This is a genomic window from Microbacterium sp. Ag1 (genome assembly GCF_001005635.1).
GTDB lineage: Bacteria > Actinomycetota > Actinomycetes > Actinomycetales > Microbacteriaceae > Microbacterium > Microbacterium oxydans.
This window is the reverse complement of record NZ_LBCR01000029.1, coordinates 23,744-41,135: the sequence shown is the minus strand read 5'-3', so window position 1 is coordinate 41,135 and position 17,392 is coordinate 23,744. Positions and strand designations below refer to the sequence as shown.

At 66.4% G+C, this 17,392-nt stretch carries 19 protein-coding genes and 2 tRNA genes; 8 read left to right on the top strand and 13 right to left on the bottom strand.

Features of this window, described 5'->3' with window-relative positions:
* Nucleotides 1-88 precede the first annotated feature (88 nt).
* Nucleotides 89-328, top strand: a complete 240-nt coding sequence (locus tag AAY78_RS09055; protein WP_045263578.1) for a cell division protein CrgA — start codon at nucleotides 89-91, stop codon at nucleotides 326-328.
* Between the two features lie 320 nt (nucleotides 329-648).
* Here AAY78_RS09055 and AAY78_RS09050 read toward each other — a convergent pair whose 3' ends face one another.
* Nucleotides 649-1,545: a rhomboid family intramembrane serine protease gene (locus AAY78_RS09050; protein ID WP_046747984.1), complete on the bottom strand. Its 897-nt coding sequence runs from the start codon at nucleotides 1,543-1,545 to the stop codon at nucleotides 649-651.
* 21 nt (nucleotides 1,546-1,566) lie between these two features.
* Nucleotides 1,567-2,124 carry a peptidylprolyl isomerase gene (locus tag AAY78_RS09045; protein ID WP_046747983.1) on the bottom strand — a complete coding sequence of 186 codons (558 nt, stop codon included), beginning with the start codon at nucleotides 2,122-2,124 and terminating at the stop codon, nucleotides 1,567-1,569.
* Nucleotides 2,125-2,271: 147 nt separating this feature from the next.
* Between AAY78_RS09045 and AAY78_RS09040 the strand changes: the two genes are divergently transcribed.
* On the top strand, nucleotides 2,272-2,778 hold the full coding sequence (locus AAY78_RS09040) for a hypothetical protein (protein WP_046747982.1): 507 nt from the start codon (nucleotides 2,272-2,274) through the stop codon (nucleotides 2,776-2,778).
* 56 nt (nucleotides 2,779-2,834) lie between these two features.
* Nucleotides 2,835-3,290, top strand: coding sequence for an aminoacyl-tRNA deacylase (locus tag AAY78_RS09035; protein WP_171011004.1), 456 nt, complete (start codon nucleotides 2,835-2,837; stop codon nucleotides 3,288-3,290).
* A 22-nt stretch (nucleotides 3,291-3,312) separates the two neighbouring features.
* On the opposite strand, the gene AAY78_RS09030 is transcribed toward AAY78_RS09035, so the two are convergent.
* Nucleotides 3,313-3,735 carry an NUDIX hydrolase gene (locus tag AAY78_RS09030; RefSeq protein WP_046747981.1) on the bottom strand — a complete coding sequence of 141 codons (423 nt, stop codon included), beginning with the start codon at nucleotides 3,733-3,735 and terminating at the stop codon, nucleotides 3,313-3,315.
* Between the two features lie 157 nt (nucleotides 3,736-3,892).
* Between AAY78_RS09030 and AAY78_RS09025 the strand changes: the two genes are divergently transcribed.
* From AAY78_RS09025 to AAY78_RS09010, 4 genes are all read left to right on the top strand, one after another.
* Entirely contained in the window at nucleotides 3,893-4,339 is a 447-nt protein-coding gene (locus AAY78_RS09025; protein WP_046747980.1) for an iron chaperone, read from the top strand.
* A 45-nt stretch (nucleotides 4,340-4,384) separates the two neighbouring features.
* The gene (locus AAY78_RS09020; protein ID WP_046747979.1) at nucleotides 4,385-5,509 is read left to right on the top strand and encodes a M24 family metallopeptidase; all 1,125 of its coding nucleotides are present in this window, start codon (nucleotides 4,385-4,387) and stop codon (nucleotides 5,507-5,509) included.
* Between the two features lie 103 nt (nucleotides 5,510-5,612).
* Nucleotides 5,613-5,897, top strand: coding sequence for an HNH endonuclease (locus tag AAY78_RS09015; RefSeq protein WP_307723489.1), 285 nt, complete (start codon nucleotides 5,613-5,615; stop codon nucleotides 5,895-5,897).
* A 31-nt stretch (nucleotides 5,898-5,928) separates the two neighbouring features.
* Complete coding sequence (locus AAY78_RS09010) at nucleotides 5,929-6,375, top strand: GNAT family N-acetyltransferase (RefSeq protein ID WP_046747977.1); 447 nt, start codon at nucleotides 5,929-5,931, stop codon at nucleotides 6,373-6,375.
* Between the two features lie 55 nt (nucleotides 6,376-6,430).
* On the opposite strand, the gene AAY78_RS09005 is transcribed toward AAY78_RS09010, so the two are convergent.
* From AAY78_RS09005 to AAY78_RS08985, 5 genes are all read right to left on the bottom strand, one after another.
* Nucleotides 6,431-6,503, bottom strand: a tRNA-Ala gene (locus tag AAY78_RS09005).
* 25 nt (nucleotides 6,504-6,528) lie between these two features.
* Nucleotides 6,529-6,602: transfer RNA gene (locus AAY78_RS09000), tRNA-Ile, on the bottom strand.
* An 84-nt stretch (nucleotides 6,603-6,686) separates the two neighbouring features.
* Nucleotides 6,687-7,604, bottom strand: coding sequence for a hypothetical protein (locus AAY78_RS08995; protein ID WP_046747976.1), 918 nt, complete (start codon nucleotides 7,602-7,604; stop codon nucleotides 6,687-6,689).
* A complete protein-coding gene (locus AAY78_RS08990) occupies nucleotides 7,601-8,290 on the bottom strand; it encodes a LuxR C-terminal-related transcriptional regulator (protein WP_046747975.1) in 690 nt (229 codons plus the stop codon). The genes AAY78_RS08995 and AAY78_RS08990 overlap by 4 nt, the downstream gene beginning before the upstream one ends.
* Nucleotides 8,278-9,546, bottom strand: coding sequence for a sensor histidine kinase (locus AAY78_RS08985; RefSeq protein ID WP_046747974.1), 1,269 nt, complete (start codon nucleotides 9,544-9,546; stop codon nucleotides 8,278-8,280). The genes AAY78_RS08990 and AAY78_RS08985 overlap by 13 nt, the downstream gene beginning before the upstream one ends.
* Nucleotides 9,547-9,672: 126 nt before the next feature.
* On the opposite strand from AAY78_RS08985, the gene AAY78_RS08980 reads away from it, so the two are divergent.
* Nucleotides 9,673-10,383 carry a VIT1/CCC1 transporter family protein gene (locus AAY78_RS08980; protein ID WP_046747973.1) on the top strand — a complete coding sequence of 237 codons (711 nt, stop codon included), beginning with the start codon at nucleotides 9,673-9,675 and terminating at the stop codon, nucleotides 10,381-10,383.
* Between the two features lie 70 nt (nucleotides 10,384-10,453).
* Here the strand turns inward: AAY78_RS08980 and AAY78_RS08975 are convergent, their stop codons facing one another.
* The 5 genes from AAY78_RS08975 to recF form a co-directional block, all read right to left on the bottom strand.
* On the bottom strand, nucleotides 10,454-10,858 hold the full coding sequence (locus tag AAY78_RS08975; protein ID WP_017829919.1) for a DUF3566 domain-containing protein: 405 nt from the start codon (nucleotides 10,856-10,858) through the stop codon (nucleotides 10,454-10,456).
* Nucleotides 10,855-13,410 carry a DNA gyrase subunit A gene (gene gyrA, locus AAY78_RS08970; RefSeq protein WP_046747972.1) on the bottom strand — a complete coding sequence of 852 codons (2,556 nt, stop codon included), beginning with the start codon at nucleotides 13,408-13,410 and terminating at the stop codon, nucleotides 10,855-10,857. The genes AAY78_RS08975 and gyrA overlap by 4 nt, the downstream gene beginning before the upstream one ends.
* 43 nt (nucleotides 13,411-13,453) lie before the next feature.
* Nucleotides 13,454-15,544: a DNA topoisomerase (ATP-hydrolyzing) subunit B gene (gyrB, locus tag AAY78_RS08965; RefSeq protein WP_082108635.1), complete on the bottom strand. Its 2,091-nt coding sequence runs from the start codon at nucleotides 15,542-15,544 to the stop codon at nucleotides 13,454-13,456.
* Nucleotides 15,545-15,662: 118 nt separating this feature from the next.
* Complete coding sequence (locus AAY78_RS08960; protein WP_046747971.1) at nucleotides 15,663-16,181, bottom strand: DUF721 domain-containing protein; 519 nt, start codon at nucleotides 16,179-16,181, stop codon at nucleotides 15,663-15,665.
* Nucleotides 16,174-17,364 carry a DNA replication/repair protein RecF gene (gene recF / locus AAY78_RS08955; RefSeq protein WP_046747970.1) on the bottom strand — a complete coding sequence of 397 codons (1,191 nt, stop codon included), beginning with the start codon at nucleotides 17,362-17,364 and terminating at the stop codon, nucleotides 16,174-16,176. The genes AAY78_RS08960 and recF overlap by 8 nt, the downstream gene beginning before the upstream one ends.
* Nucleotides 17,365-17,392: the final 28 nt, after the last annotated feature.

Below are 17,392 nucleotides of genomic sequence, written 5' to 3'. Positions count from 1 at the left end.
GGGAACGCTGAGCGCGTGCCGTGGCCTCTCCGTCTGCGGAGGCATCCTGGCCTCGGCGGAGGACAGGTCTCATGGGTACAATGACGGAATGGCACGTGACCGCAAGACTGAAGAACCCGCCGTCGAGCGCGCCGAAGGCGACGCCGCTCCCAACGCCGTGTGGTTCAAGCCGGTGATGATCGGCTTCATGCTCCTGGGGCTCGTGTGGATCCTTGTCTTCTACATCTCCGGCATGCAGTACCCGATCCCGGGTCTCTCGAACTGGAACCTGGCGATCGGTCTCGGCATCGCGCTGATCGGCTTCCTGATGACCACTCGCTGGCGCTGACGCCTCTACTTCCAGAAAGGCCCCCTCGCATCGCGAGGGGGCCTTTCTCATACCCACCCCGGATCCACTCCGCTTCGGCGTACCGAGGCAACGCCACCGAAGGTCGTAGGCGGGTTCCCGAAGTGAGCATCGGGAGGGACCAGCGAAGCGGGAGAGAGCCCGTTCTGGGAACGAAGGGAGCCCGCCTGCGGCCGTCCCCCGCAGACGCCTGCCCCACAAGTCCAGCCAGAGCGAAAGTTATCCACAGGTCCATCCACAGCCTGGGGAGAATTACACCGGTGTTATTCACAGGGGTTAACAACCCTGTTAACAACTCGGGATCAGGACAAAAGGATGAGCGGCGGCACGAAGGCGACGACGACGATCAACAGGACGACCAGCGCGGACAGCAGAACGATCTGCAGGGTTCGCTGGTCTCGGCGCTTCGTCTTTACATAGATGAAGGCCACCAGCGCGCCGATGACGAGTCCGCCGAGGTGCGCCTGCCAGGAGATCCGTCCACCCCCGAAGACCAGGCCGTAGACGAAGTTGATGCCGAGGATGACGAGAAGCCCGGTGACGTTGGCGCCGAGGTGCCGGCCGACGATGAGCAGAGCGGCCATCATGCCGAAGATCGCTCCCGAGGCCCCGACCGTGGAGGTCAGCGGGGCGAGCACCGCCACCATGACCGAGCCGCCGAGACCGCTGATGAGGTAGAGGGCGAGGAACCGGACGCGGCCGAGCATGGGCTCGAGGCTCTGTCCGAGCATCCACAACGCGAGCATGTTGAGTGCGAGGTGGATGAAGCTGCCGTGGGCGAAGACGGCGGTGAGCAGTCGCCAGGGCTCGAATGGCAGCGGCGAGAGGTTCGGGTACAGATACGGGGCCGCGAAGAGCATCTGCCCGGTGATCTGCTCGCCGATGCCGGGGATCAGCTGCAGCAGTCCGATGAAGGACGTGACCGCGAGGAGAGCGTAGGTGACGACCGGCTTGCCGCTGCGTGCCATCGCCATGGTCGCGCCGTTGCCGCCCCAGCGCCGGGCAGCCTTCTTCTGAGCGGGGGTGCGGTTCTTCTTGTCCGCGTTCATGCACTCGGGACAGATGACGCCGACAGCCGCCTGCGTCTGGCACTCGGGGCAGATGGTGCGCATGCACCGCTGGCAGAGCACGAAGCTCTGCCGATCCGGATGGCGGTAACAGAAGTTGTCGCGATTGCTCGTGAACTCTGGCGTGGTCATCCGGATCGGCCGCAGCTGTCGTCAGGCCGCGACGATGTCGATCGACTGCAGCACGACAGGCTCGACCGGACGGTCGCCCGGGCCGGTCTGCACGGCGCCGATCGCGTCGACGACTGCGCGGGAAGCGTCATCGGCGACCTCGCCGAAGATCGTGTGCTTGCCCTGCAGCCACGGGGTGGGGTCCGTCGTGATGAAGAACTGCGAACCGTTGGTGCCCTCGGGCTTGCCGGTGATGGCGTTGCGACGCAGGCCGGCGTTGGCCATCGCGAGGATGTACGGCTTGTTGAAGTCGAGCTCCATGTTGATCTCGTCGTCGAAGTTGTAGCCGGGGCCGCCGACGCCCTGTCCGAGCGGGTCGCCGCCCTGGATCATGAAGTTCGGGATGATGCGGTGGAAGATGACGTCCTTGTAGAGGGGTCCGTCGCCGGGCTTGCCGGTGGCGGGGTCGGTCCACTCCTGGGTGCCGTCGGCGAGGCCGACGAAGTTCTTGACCGTCTTCGGTGCGTGATCGCCGAAGAGGTTGATGACGATGTCACCGTGGTTGGTGTGCAGGGTTGCGACATGAGAAGCGTGAGCCATGCCTTCATTCTCGCAGAGCTTCCGGTGAGTTGGCCGAGGCCTGTACCCCTGATCAGGCGAAGAAGCAAGGGTCGGGCGATTCCCTCCCGGCTTCCAGCCTGTCGTGGCAAGATGGGGAACCCGTACTCCAATGGACAGGAGAGCATCGTGAGCCTCAGCCGCAAGCGGAAGAAGGAACTGCGTCGTCTTCAGAAGGAAGCGAACCAGCTCTGGGAGAACCAGCAGGTGCTCGTCGGTCACGCCGCCGATGTCGCCCGGGAGGCCGGACGTCAGCTCGGCAGCCTCAATCGTGAGCAGGTCGTCCCGGTCATCCAGGACACGTACAACCGTCGCGTCGCCCCGGTCGTCGACCGTGGCGTCAAGATCGGCAAGCACGTCGTCGACGACAAGGTCGTCCCGATCGTGGGCGGAGTCGTCGGTTCCGCCCTCACCGCGTGGGATGTCGCCAACGCGAAGCGCCACGGTGTGGCCGTCCCGGCACCCCGCGGTGCTTTCGGGAAGAAGCAGAAGTCGGGCCCGGGTCTCGGCTCCGTCATCGCTATCGTCCTCGGCGCGGCCGCGGCCGTCGGCGTTCTCTACGCCGCTTGGCAGGCACTGCGCGCCGACGACGAGCTCTGGGTCGCGGACGACCCGCTCGCCGCACCCGACGCGTGACCCCGTCCGATGTCGCCTCCGTCGCCCCGGGTGACGGAGGCGATCGGCATGCGCGGGTGCGTGAAGCGGCCGCAGCCCGCGGTCTCGAGATCGAGATCCGTGAGCGCCCGGCGGCAGGCAGCCTGTTCGAGGCAGCCGAGCTCCTCGGCATCCCGCCGTCGGGCATCGTCAAGACACTCGTCGTGAAGCGCTCCGACGACACTTTCCTGTTCGCGCTGATACCGGGCGGACGCTCGATCTCCTGGCCGAAGCTCCGCGCCCTGGTCGGAGTGAACAAGCTTCGGCTTCCGGAAGCGGAGTTGGCTCTCGCGGCGACAGGCTACGAGCGCGGCACCATCGTCCCGATCGGCAGCACCACCGACTGGCCGATCTACGCCGACGAGTCCATCGTCGGTCAGCGCATCGCCATGGGTGCGGGGGCCCACGGATACAGTCTGTTCGTCGACGCAGACGACCTGATCGCCGCCTACGGGGCGACCGTCGCAGACATCTCCGTTCCCGAAGAGCGCTGACCCCGGCCGGGACTCGGTCGGTTCAGAGGATCCCGGCCATCCGCATGGCGATGTCGACCAGCCGCACCCGCTGCAGCTCGGCCACCGCCTTCAGCGGAAACCACTCGGCCATGTCGGTCGAACCGCCGGTCTCGAAGCGCAGCTTGCCACCGGTGACCTCGGCTCGGTAGACGATGCGCAGCGTGTGCAGCGGTTCTGCTGCCTTCTGCACTCGACGACCCGCGGGAATCACACGGGAATGGATGCCGAGGAGCTCGCCGACCTTGACCGTGTAGCCGGTCTCCTCGCGGAGCTCTCGACGTACGGCGTCTTCCGGAGATTCACCCGGCTCGAGCCCACCCCCGGGCATCGTCCACGCGACGCGACGACCCTCCGTCCAGCGCGCCAACAGCAGCCGTCCGTCGTCATCGGTGACGACCGCGTACGCCGCGACACGCAGGTCCATGGACACACACTATCCGTCAGCGAAGGCGGTCGATGACCGTGCGTCACGCTCCGGAAACCGACGGTCCGCTCCGATCGATCAGGAATCGAGAAGCGCTCGGTCCTCCGTCCTCCGTAATGTGATCTCCACAACGGACAGCACCCGGAGAGGACCGATCATGGCCGAGAAAGAGAAGAACTTCAGCGCCGAGGAACGCGAGGCCATGCAGGCTGCCGCGAAGGAAGCGCGCACGCGCCGTTCCAGGGCGAAGAAGTCCCCGGAGGAGCTCCGCGCCGCGGGGGAGGCCGACATCAAGGAGGCGATCGAGAAGCTCACACCCGAAGACCAGGCCCTGGCGAAGAAGCTGCATGACCTGGTCTCCGAGGTCGCCCCCGACCTGGTCCCCCGCACCTACTACGGGATGCCGGCGTGGGGTCGCGACGGCAAGGTGCTCTGCTTCTTCCAGCCGGCCAGCAAGTTCAAGGTCCGCTACGGAACGTTCGGGTTCGAACCGATCTCGAACCTCGACGACGGAACCGTGTGGCCGACCGCCTATGCCGTGACCGACCTCACGAAGGCCGACCTCGACTTCCTGGCCGAACGCATCAGACAGGCGATCAGCTGACGACACCCTGGTGCCCCGAGTCCGCTCGGGCAGTACCGTTGAGCCGTGAGCACACTGCCCTTCCCCGCATCCGTGTACGCCGCCCGCCTCGCCGACGCCGCAACGCTCGCGGCTGAAGCGGGAATCGATGCCGTCATCGTGGGCCCTGGACCCGACCTGCAGTACCTGCTGGGCGTGGAGGGCGACACCATCGAGCGGCTCACCGCACTCGTCATCGGTCCCGGAGTCACGCCCACGGTGGTGGTGCCGCGGATGGAACTCGCCAAGCTGCGAACCACGGCCGCCGGTGAGCTCGGCATCCGCGTCGCGGACTGGGTGGACGGAGAGGATCCCTACGCGCTGGTCGGCGAGGCAGCGGGTGCGGTGGCACGCGTCGGTGTGTCCGACGCCCTCCCCGCCCTGCACGTCATCCCGATCGGTAAGCGCCTGGGTGTGCGCCTCGAGCTCGCCACACCGGTGCTGCGCGAGAGCCGCATGATCAAGGATGCCGAGGAGATCAGAGAGCTGCGCCGTGCCGGAGACGCCATCGACGCGGTGCACCGGCGCGTGCCTGAGTGGCTTCGTGCCGGACGCACCGAACGCGAGGTGGCTGCCGACATCGCCGAGGCGATCGTCGCCGAAGGGCACCGCACGGTGGAGTTCGTGATCGTCGGATCGGGCCCGAATGGTGCGGACCCTCACCACGAGGTCTCGGACCGCGTGATCGAAGAAGGCGACGTGGTCGTGGTCGACATCGGTGGGGCTGTCCCGAGCGGCTACAACTCCGACAGCACCAGGACGTACGTGGTCGGAACCCCCGACCCCGCCGCAGCTGAGCGCATCGGAGTGCTGGTGCGCGCGCAGCAGGCTGCGGTCGATGCCGTGCGCCCCGGAGCCACCGCCTCCGAAGTGGATGCCGCAGCGCGAACCGTTCTCGACGAAGCAGGCCTCGGGGAGGCGTTCCTGCACCGCACCGGCCACGGAATCGGAGTCTCGGTGCACGAAGAGCCGTACATCGCCCCTGGCAACGATCTGGTGCTCCGCGAGGGCATGGCCTTCAGCATCGAACCTGGTATCTACTTCGCCGGCGAATGGGGTGCCCGCATCGAGGACATCGTCGTCGTGACGGCCGAGGGTGGCCAGCGACTGAACGTCGCACCGCACGGCCTGACTTCGGTCGGCTCCGACTGAGACGCACCCGGATATGCAGCGCCGTCGCAAGGTATCATCCGCCAATGCGTCGCCGGCGACCCGCGCGCGCTACGCCCGACGTCGACAGAATCGCCTCGCGCGCGTGGACAACGACCTCACCGATGAGCAGTGGTACGCCCTGATGGACGCCTGGGGCGGGTGTGCGTATTGCGGGGGAGACGGCGCCGCTCTGCAGCGCGACTGCATCCAACCGGTGTCCCGCGGCGGCCGCTACACGCTCGAGAACGTGGTTCCGGCGTGCGCCTCCTGCAATGCGAGCAAGCACAATGACGAGGTGACGGGTTGGCTGCGCCGCAAGAAGCTCGACGAACGGACATTCCTCGTGCGGCACGCCACGATCCTCCGGGGGCTTCGACCCGCCGAATGAAGCCGGTGCGCGCACTCGCTACTCTCGACTCATGACGACGATCGCTGCGATCACTGCCGAGGACCGCCCCGAATGGGAGGTGCTCTGGAAGGGGTATCTGTCCTTCTATGAGACCGACCTCGATGACGCGACCACGTCGGCGACCTTCAGGAGACTCGTCGACCGCGGATCGGGGATCCGTGGTGCGATCGCCCGCGATGACAACGGCGTCGCGGTCGGCATCGTCCACTGGCTGACGCACGCCGGCACCTGGACGATCACGGACTACTGCTATCTGGAAGATCTCTTCGTCGCGCCAGACGTGCGCGGCGGTGGTGTCGGCAGGGCGCTGATCACTCACGTGCGCGCATGGGCGGAGCAGCACGGGTCGTCCAAGCTCTACTGGCTCACGGCGGAGTCGAACACCACGGCGCGGGGCCTCTACGATCGTGTCGCGTCGCGGTCGGGCATGATCCACTACGAGATCGATCTCGACTGAGACGGTGACCGAAGGAAAGAAGCCCCCGGCAGGTGCCAGGGGCTTCTTCATCCTGTGGAGCCTAGGAGATTCGAACTCCTGACATCCTGCTTGCAAAGCAGGCGCTCTACCAACTGAGCTAAGGCCCCGTGAGGGATTTCTTGAGTTAAGGAGTGGGGCTACCAGGACTTGAACCTGGGACCTCTTCATTATCAGTGAAGCGCTCTAACCGCCTGAGCTATAGCCCCGTCAACCTCCAAGACTTTACCGGAGAAAGACGGAAAATCCGAATCGAGGGGGAGCACCCGGGAGTGTCTCCCCCTCGATCGTCTTCAGCGACCCGGTCGGATGGTCGCGGTGCCGGCCGAGAGGGAGACGTCGATCGTCCTCCGCGAACTCGACGCCTCATCCACTTCGGCGTTCAGCGTGCCCGCGCTGATCTCCTGGGAGATCGCGTACTCGACGTCGGGAACGGTCAGATCGAGGGTGCCGGCACTGACGTCGATGGATGTCAGCGCGGGAGGCGTTCCCGTCAGCTCCACGGTGAGATCGCCCGCGGAGACACCGAGGTCGGCCTGGGTGATGCCGTCGAGCAGGATGTCGGCACGACCGGCGCTCATCTGCACGTCGAGCTCTTTCGCGGCTCCTTGGATGTCGAGAGCACCCGCGTTCACACTGACATCGAGGATCCCGAAGTCTCCGGCCACATCGAGGCTGCCCGCATTGAGGTTCAGGTCGGCATCGAGTCCCGCGTCGCGAAGGCTCTCCGGGAGCGTGAGCACAGCGATCTCCTCCTCACCGAACCAGCCGCCGATCCACCATCCGAAGACCCCCTGCGGGCTCCGCACGACCAGCTCATCGCCGTCACGTTCGAATCTCCACGGGGTACCGCGTCCGTTCGTGATGGCGAGTGTGGCCTCGTCGACGTCGCCGAACTCGACCCGCATGCTGCTGGCGTCGGCGGAGAGGTCGATGCTCTCCAGCCCAGCGACACCCACGCTCTGCACGGAGTCGGCACGGTTCGAAGTGGCGATGGTGCCGACGGCTGCCGCGGCTGCTGTTCCGCCGGCGCCGAGAAGTGCGAGCCCACCGACCACCGCCGTCACGACCATGACCGCGGTCGCACCGGACGAGCGGCCGGCGGGAGGAGGGGTCGGAGCCGCGTGCGGAGCGTCAGGATGCGGAACGGAGGCGGGTGGCGGGGTGAGCGGGGTGTGCCCGCCCTGGTCCCCGTTGTTGTCGGTGGTCATCGTGCCACTCCTGTCTGGCCGGTCGGCGGCGTCGTGCCACCGGTGTTCTCGATGTGGGCGAGGGCGGCGAGCACACGGCGGTTGCCCGACTCGTCCTGTTCGAAGCCCAGTTTCTGGAAGATGGAGGTGATGTGCTTCTCGACGCTGGCTTCGGAGAGGAACAGCAGTCCGGCGATCGCCTGATTCGACTTGCCCTCGGCGATCAGTGCGAGCACGGTGCGCTCGCGCTCGGTGAGCCGCAGCATCCGATCATCACGGTTGCGCCGTGTCAGCAGCTGGGCGACGACCTCGGGGTCGAGCACGGTGGCTCCCTCGGAGATCCGCTGCACGGAGGCGAGGAACTCCGAGACGTCGGCGACCCGATCCTTCAACAGGTAGCCGAGAGGGCCACCCTGCGCCGCGATCAGGTCGGAGGCGTAACGCTCCTCGACGTACTGGGAGAGCACGAGGATCGCGAGCGACGGGTGGGTCGACCGCAGACCGAGAGCGGCCCGGATCCCCTCGTCTGTGAAGGTCGGAGGGAGACGCACATCCAGGATGCACAGATCGGGTTCCTCCGTGACGACGGCCTGGTCGAGACCCTCGATGTCGGGAAGAGCGGCGACCACCTGGTGACCGGCGTCTTCGAGCAGACGGACCAGGCCCTCGCGCAGCAGGACCGAGTCCTCGCAGATCAGGATGCGCACGGGACGCTCACCTCCAGGCTGGTCGGACCGCCCTGAGGACTGTCGAGGCGGAAGGTTCCGCCGGCGGCGAGGATGCGGTTCGCGATGCCGTCGAGACCACCGCCCGGCTGCACCTGCGCTCCTCCGATGCCGTTGTCCTCGACCCGCGCCCACAGCGTGTTGCCGTCACGCAGCCGCACGACCACACGGGCCTCGCTGGCTCGGGAGTGCTTCGCCGCGTTGGTCAGGGACTCGGCGATCGAGAAGTACACGGCGGCCTCGGCCTCGCGACTGCACCGACCGTCCATCCGCACGTCGAGGTGCACGGGGATGTGGGAGCGTCCCGCGAGTGCCGACAGCGCGGCGTCGAGCCCCCGGTCGTCCAGCACAGAGGCATGTATGCCGCGTGCGAGCTGACGCAGCTCGGTGATGGCCGCCTTCGTCGAGGTGTGAGCCTCGTTGATGAGTTCCTTCGCCGCACCGGGATCGCTGTCGATCTTCTGCTGAGCGAGCCCGAGCGTCATCCCCACGGAGACGAGACGGGGCTGGACGCCGTCGTGCAGATCGCGCTCGATGCGGGTGCGCTCGACATCGGCGGCGCGCACGGCCCCCTCGCGCTGGGCCGTCGAGGTGCGGACACGCTCGGTGAGCTCCGTCTCCCTGCTGCGGATGACGATCGCGAGCGACAGGGTGCGATGCAGCAGTGCGAGGCCGATGATCCCGACGACGCAGGCTGCGATGCCCAGGATCCCGATGAGCGGGGCCCACTCGGCAGGAATGCCCCCGCCGCCGAACGGTCCCATCACGGAGTCGACTCCGGTGAGCGGTGCGAACGAGACGACGATCGACCAGATCAGGCCCCAGAACAGCCGAAGCACGACCCACCCGAGCACGGCGGAGATGGCGAAGTTGGCGACAGCGCGCCACATGCGTCCATCGATCGCCTGCCGGCCCAATGCGCGCAGCCATCCGACGAAGCCGGGGCGGTCGCGTGGCTGCAGCCGCAGGGGGCCGACCGGAGTCCGGTACAGAGACCCGACCCGAGCGATCTCGAACCAGCCGAGACCGTAGAGGGCATAGACCAAGCCGACGAGCAGGACCAGACCGATACCGGCGACGAAGAGGAGTCCGAGTCCGGTACCGAGGAGGCCTCCGAGCGTGCCGAAGATGGCGCCGCCCAGGACGCCGACGCCTGCCAGATGCAGGATCGTGAGGAAGATGCGCAACGGCGGCTTCACCGCTGTTGCGGAAGCCGGGGTCGCAGTCTGAGTGGTCATGGTTCCAAGGTACGGCGGTGGGGGAGGCCACGACAGCGAGCCAACCGGACACTCCGATTCGGGTTTTCCGTAAGAGTTCCCGTGGTCGTCGCGGTTCGACCACGACGGTTCTGCTTCACTGGGGGCATGAGTACGCATGAGGGGGAACCGCACGGCACCGGTCTCGGTCAGCGGCTGAACTGGCTGCGCGCAGGAGTGCTCGGCGCGAACGACGGCATCGTCTCGGTCGCCTCACTCGTCGTCGGGGTGGCCGGCGCCACGACCGACAACGCCGCACTTCTCACAGCGGGAATCGCCGGCCTCGTCGGAGGCGCGATCTCGATGGCCCTCGGCGAGTACGTGTCGGTGAGCAGTCAGCGTGACAGTGAGAGGGCACTGATCGCGAAGGAGCGCGAAGAGCTCCGTACGATGCCGGCCGTGGAGCTCGACGAACTCACCCAGCTCTATCGCGACCGCGGGCTCTCGCCGGAGACAGCGCGCCAGGTGGCCGAGGAACTCACCGCGCACGACGCCCTCTCCGCCCATCTGGAAGTGGAACTGGGCATCGATCAGGATGACCTCGTGAACCCGTGGCACGCGGCCCTCTCCTCCGCGGTGGCGTTCACTCTCGGAGCACTGCTGCCGTTGCTGGCCATCCTCCTTCCCCCTCCGGAATGGCGCGTGCCCGTGACGTTCGTCGCAGTGCTTCTCGCGCTCGCGGTGACGGGAACCCTGTCGGCGAAGATCGGCGGCTCCGCTCCGATGCGCGCATCCATACGGCTGGTCGTCGGCGGCGGACTCGCGCTGGCGGCGACCTGGCTCATCGGCACCCTGCTCGGTACGACCGGCGTGGTCTAGCGATCCCGCGCCGAGCAACGACGAAGGGCGGGTGCCGCAGCACCCGCCCTTCGTGGATCCGTACCGAGGATCAGTTCGACATGAAGCCGACGAGCAGTCCGCCGGTCACCTTCACCGCGAGGTTGTAGATTCCGGCGACCACGGCGCCGAGCACCGTGAAGACGATCAGGTTCAGGATCGCCACCACGGCGGCGAAGGCCATTACCTGCGGCAGTCCCACGACCTCGGACAGCACGAACGTGTTGTCCGTGATGCCGAGCAGGAAGCTCTCCGCCGTCGTCATGATCCCCGTCGCCTGGAACACGAGGAAGATGAGGAAGAACGAGACCATCGTGACGACCGCGAGGGCCACGGCTCCGAGGAACGAGAGCTTCACGGCCGACCAGAAGTCCACGTAGACCAGTCGGAGGCGTACCTGCTTTCCGCTGGTCTTGCGGGTCGACTTCTTCGCCAGCTTGTCGGCCACTGTGCTCATGCGTCTGTATCCTCAGGGGTCTGGGTCGTCTCGGGGGCCTGGGTCTCTGCGTCCTCCGCATCGGCCTCTTCTTCGGCGAGGCCGCGCTCACCGTTACGGGCGATGGCGAGGATGCGGTCGGCCTCCGTCGTACGGGCGAACACCACTCCCATGGTGTCTCGACCCTTGGCGGGGACCTCGGCCACGGCAGAGCGTACCACCTTGCCGCTGGACAGAACCACCAAGACCTCGTCGTCCTCGGAGACGATCAGACCACCCGCGAGAGTGCCCCGATCATCGTTGAGTTTGGCGACCTTGATGCCCGTTCCGCCGCGACCCTGAACCCGGTACTCCTCCACCGCGGTGCGCTTCGCATAGCCGCCGTCGGTGACCACGAAGACGAACTTCCCCGGCGCGGCGACGGATGCCGAGAGCAGGCAGTCCTCATCGATCTTGAACTTCATTCCGCGGACACCGGCCGTCGCCCGGCCCATCGGGCGCAGGGCTTCATCTGTCGCCTCGAAGCGCACCGACATGCCTCGACGGCTGATGAGGAGGATGTCGTCCTCGGCGTTCACGAGCAGCGCGCTGACGAGCTCGTCCTCCTCGTTCAGACGGATCGCGATGACACCGCCCTGACGGTTGGTGTCGTAGTTGTCGAGACGGGTCTTCTTGACCAGTCCGTCACGCGTCGCGAGCACCAGATAGTCCGCCACCTGGTAGTCGCGGATGTCGAGCACCTGGGCGATGTTCTCGTCGGGCTGCAGGGCGAGCAGGTTCGCCACGTGCATGCCCTTGGCGTCGCGACCGGCCTCCGGCACCTCGTACGTCTTCGCGCGATAGACGCGACCCTTGTCGGTGAAGAACAGCAGCCAGTGGTGCGTGGTCGTCACGAAGAAGTGCTCGACGATGTCGTTCGCCCGCAGCTGGGCACCCTTGACGCCCTTGCCGCCGCGGTGCTGCGAACGGTAGTTGTCGCTGCGCGTGCGCTTGATGTAGCCCTCGCGCGTGACGGTGACCACCATCTCCTCTTCGGCGATGAGGTCCTCCATCGAGACGTCGCCGTCGAAGCCGTGCAGGATATGGGTGCGGCGCTCGTCGCCGAAACGCTCGACGATGCCGGTCAGCTCTTCCCGGATGATGGTCCGCTGACGGCCCTCGTCGGCCAGGATCGCCTTGTAGTCGGTGATCTGCGCCTCGAGCTCGTTCGCCTGATCGATGATCTTCTGACGCTCAAGGGCTGCGAGCCGGCGCAGCTGCATCTGCAGGATCGCATCGGCCTGGATCTCGTCGATGTCGAGAAGCTTTTGCAGGCCCTCGTTGGCGTCGGCTGTTGTCTGCGAACGACGGATCAGCGCGATGACCTCGTCGAGCGCATCGAGCGCCTTCAGGTACCCGCGCAGGATGTGCATGCGCTTCTCGGCCTCGCGAAGGCGGAACTCGGTCCGTCGCACGATCACGTCGATCTGGTGGGAGATCCAGTTCGAGATGAACCCGTCGATCGCGAGCGTCCGGGGGACGCCGTCGACGATCGCGAGCATGTTCGCGCCGAAGTTCTCCTGCAGCTGCGTGTGCTTGTACAGGTTGTTCAGCACGACCTTGGCGACCGCGTCGCGCTTGAGCACCACGACCAGGCGCTGACCCGTGCGGTCCGACGACTCGTCACGGATGTCGGCGATGCCGGTGATCTTGCCGTCACGGGCGAGGTCGCCGATCTTCACCGCCACGTTGTCCGGATTGACCTGGTACGGCAGCTCGGTGATGACGAGGCAGGTACGACCCTGGATCTCCTCCACATTGACGACCGCGCGCATGGTGATCGAGCCGCGGCCGGTGCGGTAAGCCTCGTGGATGCCCTTGGTGCCGAGGATCTGCGCGCCGGTGGGGAAGTCCGGGCCCGGGATGCGTTGGATCAGGCCTTCGAGCAGTTCCTCGCGGGAGATGCCGGGGTTGTCGAGTGCCCAGAGCGCCGCGTCGGACACCTCGCGCAGGTTGTGCGGCGGGATGTTGGTGGCCATTCCGACCGCGATGCCGACCGAGCCGTTGACGAGCAGGTTCGGGAAACGGGCGGGCAGGACCGTCGGCTCCTGCGTCTGGCCGTCGTAGTTGTCGGTGAAGTCGACGGTGTCTTCTTCGATGTCGCGCACCATCTCGAGCGCGAGCGGAGCCATCTTGGTCTCGGTGTATCGCGGAGCCGCAGCACCCATGTTGCCGGGGGAGCCGAAGTTGCCCTGCCCGAGGGCCAGCGGATACCGCAGCGACCACGGCTGCACCAGTCGCACGAGGGCGTCGTAGATCGCCGAGTCACCGTGCGGGTGGTACTGACCCATGACCTCGCCGACCACACGGGCGCACTTCGAGAACGACTTGTCAGGACGGAATCCACCGTCGTACATGCCGTAGATGACACGGCGGTGCACCGGCTTGAGGCCGTCGCGCACATCGGGGAGCGCACGCCCCACGATGACGGCCATGGCGTAGTCGAGGTAGCTGCGCTGCATCTCCGACTGCAGGTCGACCTGATCGATCTTGCCGTGGTCGTGTTCCGGCTCGGTGCGTTCTTCGTCAGTCATCAATCAATCTCTCTGTCACACATCTGGTCTGAGCCCGCGGGCATCAGATGTCGAGGAAGCGGACGTCCTTGGCGTTGCGCTGGATGAAGCTGCGTCGGGACTCGACGTCTTCGCCCATCAGCACACTGAAGATCTCGTCGGCCGCGGCCGCGTCTTCGATGGTGATCTGCTGCAGGGTGCGCGTGGTGTGATCCATCGTCGTCTCCCACAGCTCCTTCGGGTTCATCTCACCGAGACCCTTGTAGCGCTGGATGCCGGCATCCTTCGGGATGCGCTTGCCGTTCTCGATGCCGTGCTTCAGCAGGGCGTCGCGCTCGGCGTCGCTGAACACGTACTCGTGAGCCGAGTTCGACCACTTGAGCCGGTAGAGCGGCGGCATGGCGAGGTACACGAAACCGGCCTCGATGAGCCCGCGCATGTAGCGGAAGAGGAGCGTCAGCAGCAGGGTGGTGATGTGCTGACCGTCCACGTCGGCATCGGCCATCAGCACAATCTTGTGATAGCGCGCCTTCTCGATGTCGAACTCTTCGCCGATGCCGGTGCCGAAGGCCTGGATCATCGCCTGGACTTCCTTGTTGCCGAGCGCCTTGTCGAGACGCGCGCGCTCCACGTTGAGGATCTTTCCTCGGAGGGCCAGGATCGCCTGGGTGTGAGGGTCTCGACCCTGCACGGCGGAACCACCTGCCGAGTCACCCTCGACGAGGAAGATCTCGCTGATCGACGGATCCTTGCTCGTGCAGTCCTTGAGCTTGTCCGGCATGGCCGCCGACTCGAAGACGCTCTTGCGACGCGCCGTCTCACGGGCCTTCCGCGCGGCGAGACGAGCCGTGGCCGCATCGATCGCCTTGCGGATGATGTTCTTCGCCTGGTTCGGGTTGCGCTCCAACCAGTCGCCGAGCTGATCGCCGACCACTTTCTGCACGAACGCCTTCGCCTCGGTGTTGCCGAGCTTCGTCTTGGTCTGCCCCTCGAACTGCGGCTCGCCGAGCTTGATCGAGATGACTGCGGTCAGTCCCTCGCGCACGTCGTCGCCGGAGAGGTTGTCGTCCTTCTCCTTGAGGAGGTTGTTCGCTCGCGCGTACTTGTTGACCAGGGTCGTCAGTGCCGCACGGAAGCCTTCCTCGTGCGTTCCGCCCTCGTGGGTGTTGATGGTGTTGGCATAGGTGAACACGTTCTCGGTGTACGAGGTCGTCCACTGCATCGCGACCTCGAGCGAGATCTTGCGCTCGGTGTCCTCCGACTCGAAGGCGATGATCTCGTCGTTGACCACTTCGGCGTGGCGCACCTTGTTGAGGTACTCGACGTAATCCACCAGACCGCGTTCGTAGAAGAACACATCGCCGGGCTGCTTGGTGACGGTCGCGCCGTCCTCCTCGACCTCGTAGGCCGACGACTCGCGCTCGTCGCGCAGCTCGATGCGCAGCCCCTTGTTGAGGAACGCCATCTGCTGGAACCGCGTGCGGAGGGTGTCGTAGTCGAACTCGGTCGTCTCCTGGAAGATCTCCGCGTCGGGCCAGAACGTGATGCTCGTCCCGGTCTCGTCGGTCGCCTCGCCCTTCTCGAGCTTCTGCTGGGGGACACCGCCGTCGGCGAAGCTGTGCCGCCAGACGAAGCCCTTCTGCTTGACCTCCACGTCGAACCGCGTCGAAAGGGCGTTCACGACGGAGGAGCCGACGCCGTGCAGTCCACCGGAGACGGCGTACGCGCCGCCGCCGAACTTTCCGCCGGCGTGCAGGATCGTGAGGACGACCTCGACCGTCGACTTGTTCGGGTCCGACGAGTGCGGGTCGACCGGGATTCCTCGGCCGTTGTCGACGACGCGCACGCCGCCGTCGGCGAGCATCGTCACCAGGATCGTGTCGGCGTAGCCGGCCAGCGCCTCATCGACCGAGTTGTCGACGATCTCGTAGACCAGGTGGTGCAGGCCTCGGGGACCGGTCGACCCGATGTACATGCCAGGGCGCTTGCGCACAGCCTCGAGGCCCTCGAGGATCTGGATCGAATCCGCGCCGTACTCTCCGGGCTGCTTCGCCTTGGGTGCGGGCTGTGGAGTCTGGGTCCCTGAGCCAGTCGAAGGGGCGGGGGTTCCCCCGGTGTTCGATTCCGTCTCGTCAGCAGGGGATTCAGGCGTCATCAGAGGGCATTCTCCACATCGATATCACGAACTCCCATTCTAGCGGAGTTTCGTCGAGAAATGCCGCTCAACGGCCGTGTGTGGGCCTCTGAGCGTTTCGACCCCCTCGGATGGTGCCCTACCCGTAGGTATCGCGTGGGCCCCGTCCTGGAACGGCTCTGGGACCCCATTTCCACGAGGGGACGTCCGGTCCGATGAACCGGAGGTTCTCCACGCCCGCATCCGGATACCGTCGACCGATCTCTGTGAGGATCGTCGCCCGCATGAACTGCAGGTTCTTCGCCCACGCCGTCGAATCGCACTTGACGGTGAGCAGACCGCGCTCCAGAGACACCGGCTCCGAGTGCTTCGCGGTGTCGGCACCAGCGAGGTCGGCCCACTGCCGAACGAGGTCCTCCCGCGCGAGGGTGATCTGCCATCCCGAGTCCCGACTCAGCTTGTCGAGCACGGCGCCGAGCGCGCCGGGATCGCGCCCCGGCGTGAACGGAGCGTTGTCGTCGTCCGTGGTGATGCTCCGCTTGCGCTTCCAGCTCTTCGAGCTCGGCTGCAGGCCGCGCAGTCGCAGGTACGTGCCGATCGTCTCCGGGACGTCAGCCGGCGGAGTGGAGATCGGGGGGTTCGATGCCGCGTCAGTCATCCGTCCCCCTCTCGTCGCTGATCGTTCCAGCGCTGATCCGCACCACGTGCGCGTGCAGCACCTCGGGGATATCCTCCTCCACCGCTGCCGTCACCACCACCTGTTCGTATCCTGCCGTCAGGGCGGCGAGGCGCTGTCGACGATCGGCATCGAGTTCCGCGAAGACGTCGTCGAGGATGAGGACGGGATCTCCGGCCGGGGACTCGCTGCGCAACAGCTCGGCCGAGGCCAGCCTCAGCGCGAGGGCCACAGACCACGACTCGCCATGCGATGCATAGCCCTTCACAGGGAGGTCGCGAACACGCAGCACGAGGTCATCGCGATGCGGACCGGTGAGGGTGAGTCCGCGGTCGAGTTCGTTCGACCGCTTCGCCGCGAGCGAGGCGCGGAACAACTCGGCGATGTGCCCGGGATCTCCGAGCCGGTCGACCGATGATCCGGCGTTTCCTCCGTCCGCGGCATCTTCGCCCTCTTCGGGATCTCCTCCGCCGACCGAGAGGGCCCATTCCAGCTGCGGGCGGTGGTCGGCCCCGGCGATCGCCTCGTACGCATCGGCGACCGGCTGCTGCAGATCCACGGCCAGGCGCTGTCGAGCGGTGATGATCTCCGAACCGAGGGAGACGAGCTTGTCGTCCCATACATCGAGAGTGCTCAGCGCCTCGCCGCGGATTCCCCTGGCCCTGGCCGACTTCAGGAGGGCGTTCCGTTGCTTGAGCACACGGTCGTAGTCGGCGAGGACGGCGGCGAGTCTCGGGGTGCGCTGGATGAGGAGCTGATCGGTGAACCGACGACGAGCCGAGGGATCGCCTCTCACGATCTGCAGGTCCTCCGGAGCGAACAGCACGACGTGTGCATACCGGGGGAGCTCGTTCGGCCTCGACGGCGACCCGTTGATGCGCGCCTTGTTCGATCCCTGCCGGTTCACCTGCACCTCGGCGAGGACACGGCGCTCCCCGTGAGAGAGGCGAGCCCTGATGACGGCGAACTCCTGTCCGTCGCGGACCATCGGAGCGTCCGAGGAGACACGATGCGACCCCAGAGTCGCCAGGAACACGACCGCTTCGGCGAGGTTCGTCTTGCCCTGGCCGTTCCTGCCCACGAGGACGTTCGGACCGCGGTGGAGAGCGAGTTCGGCGGTCGCGTAATTGCGGAAATCGACCAGACTCAGGTGCTCCACAATCACGGAGTCAGCCTACCTTCGGTGTCCGACA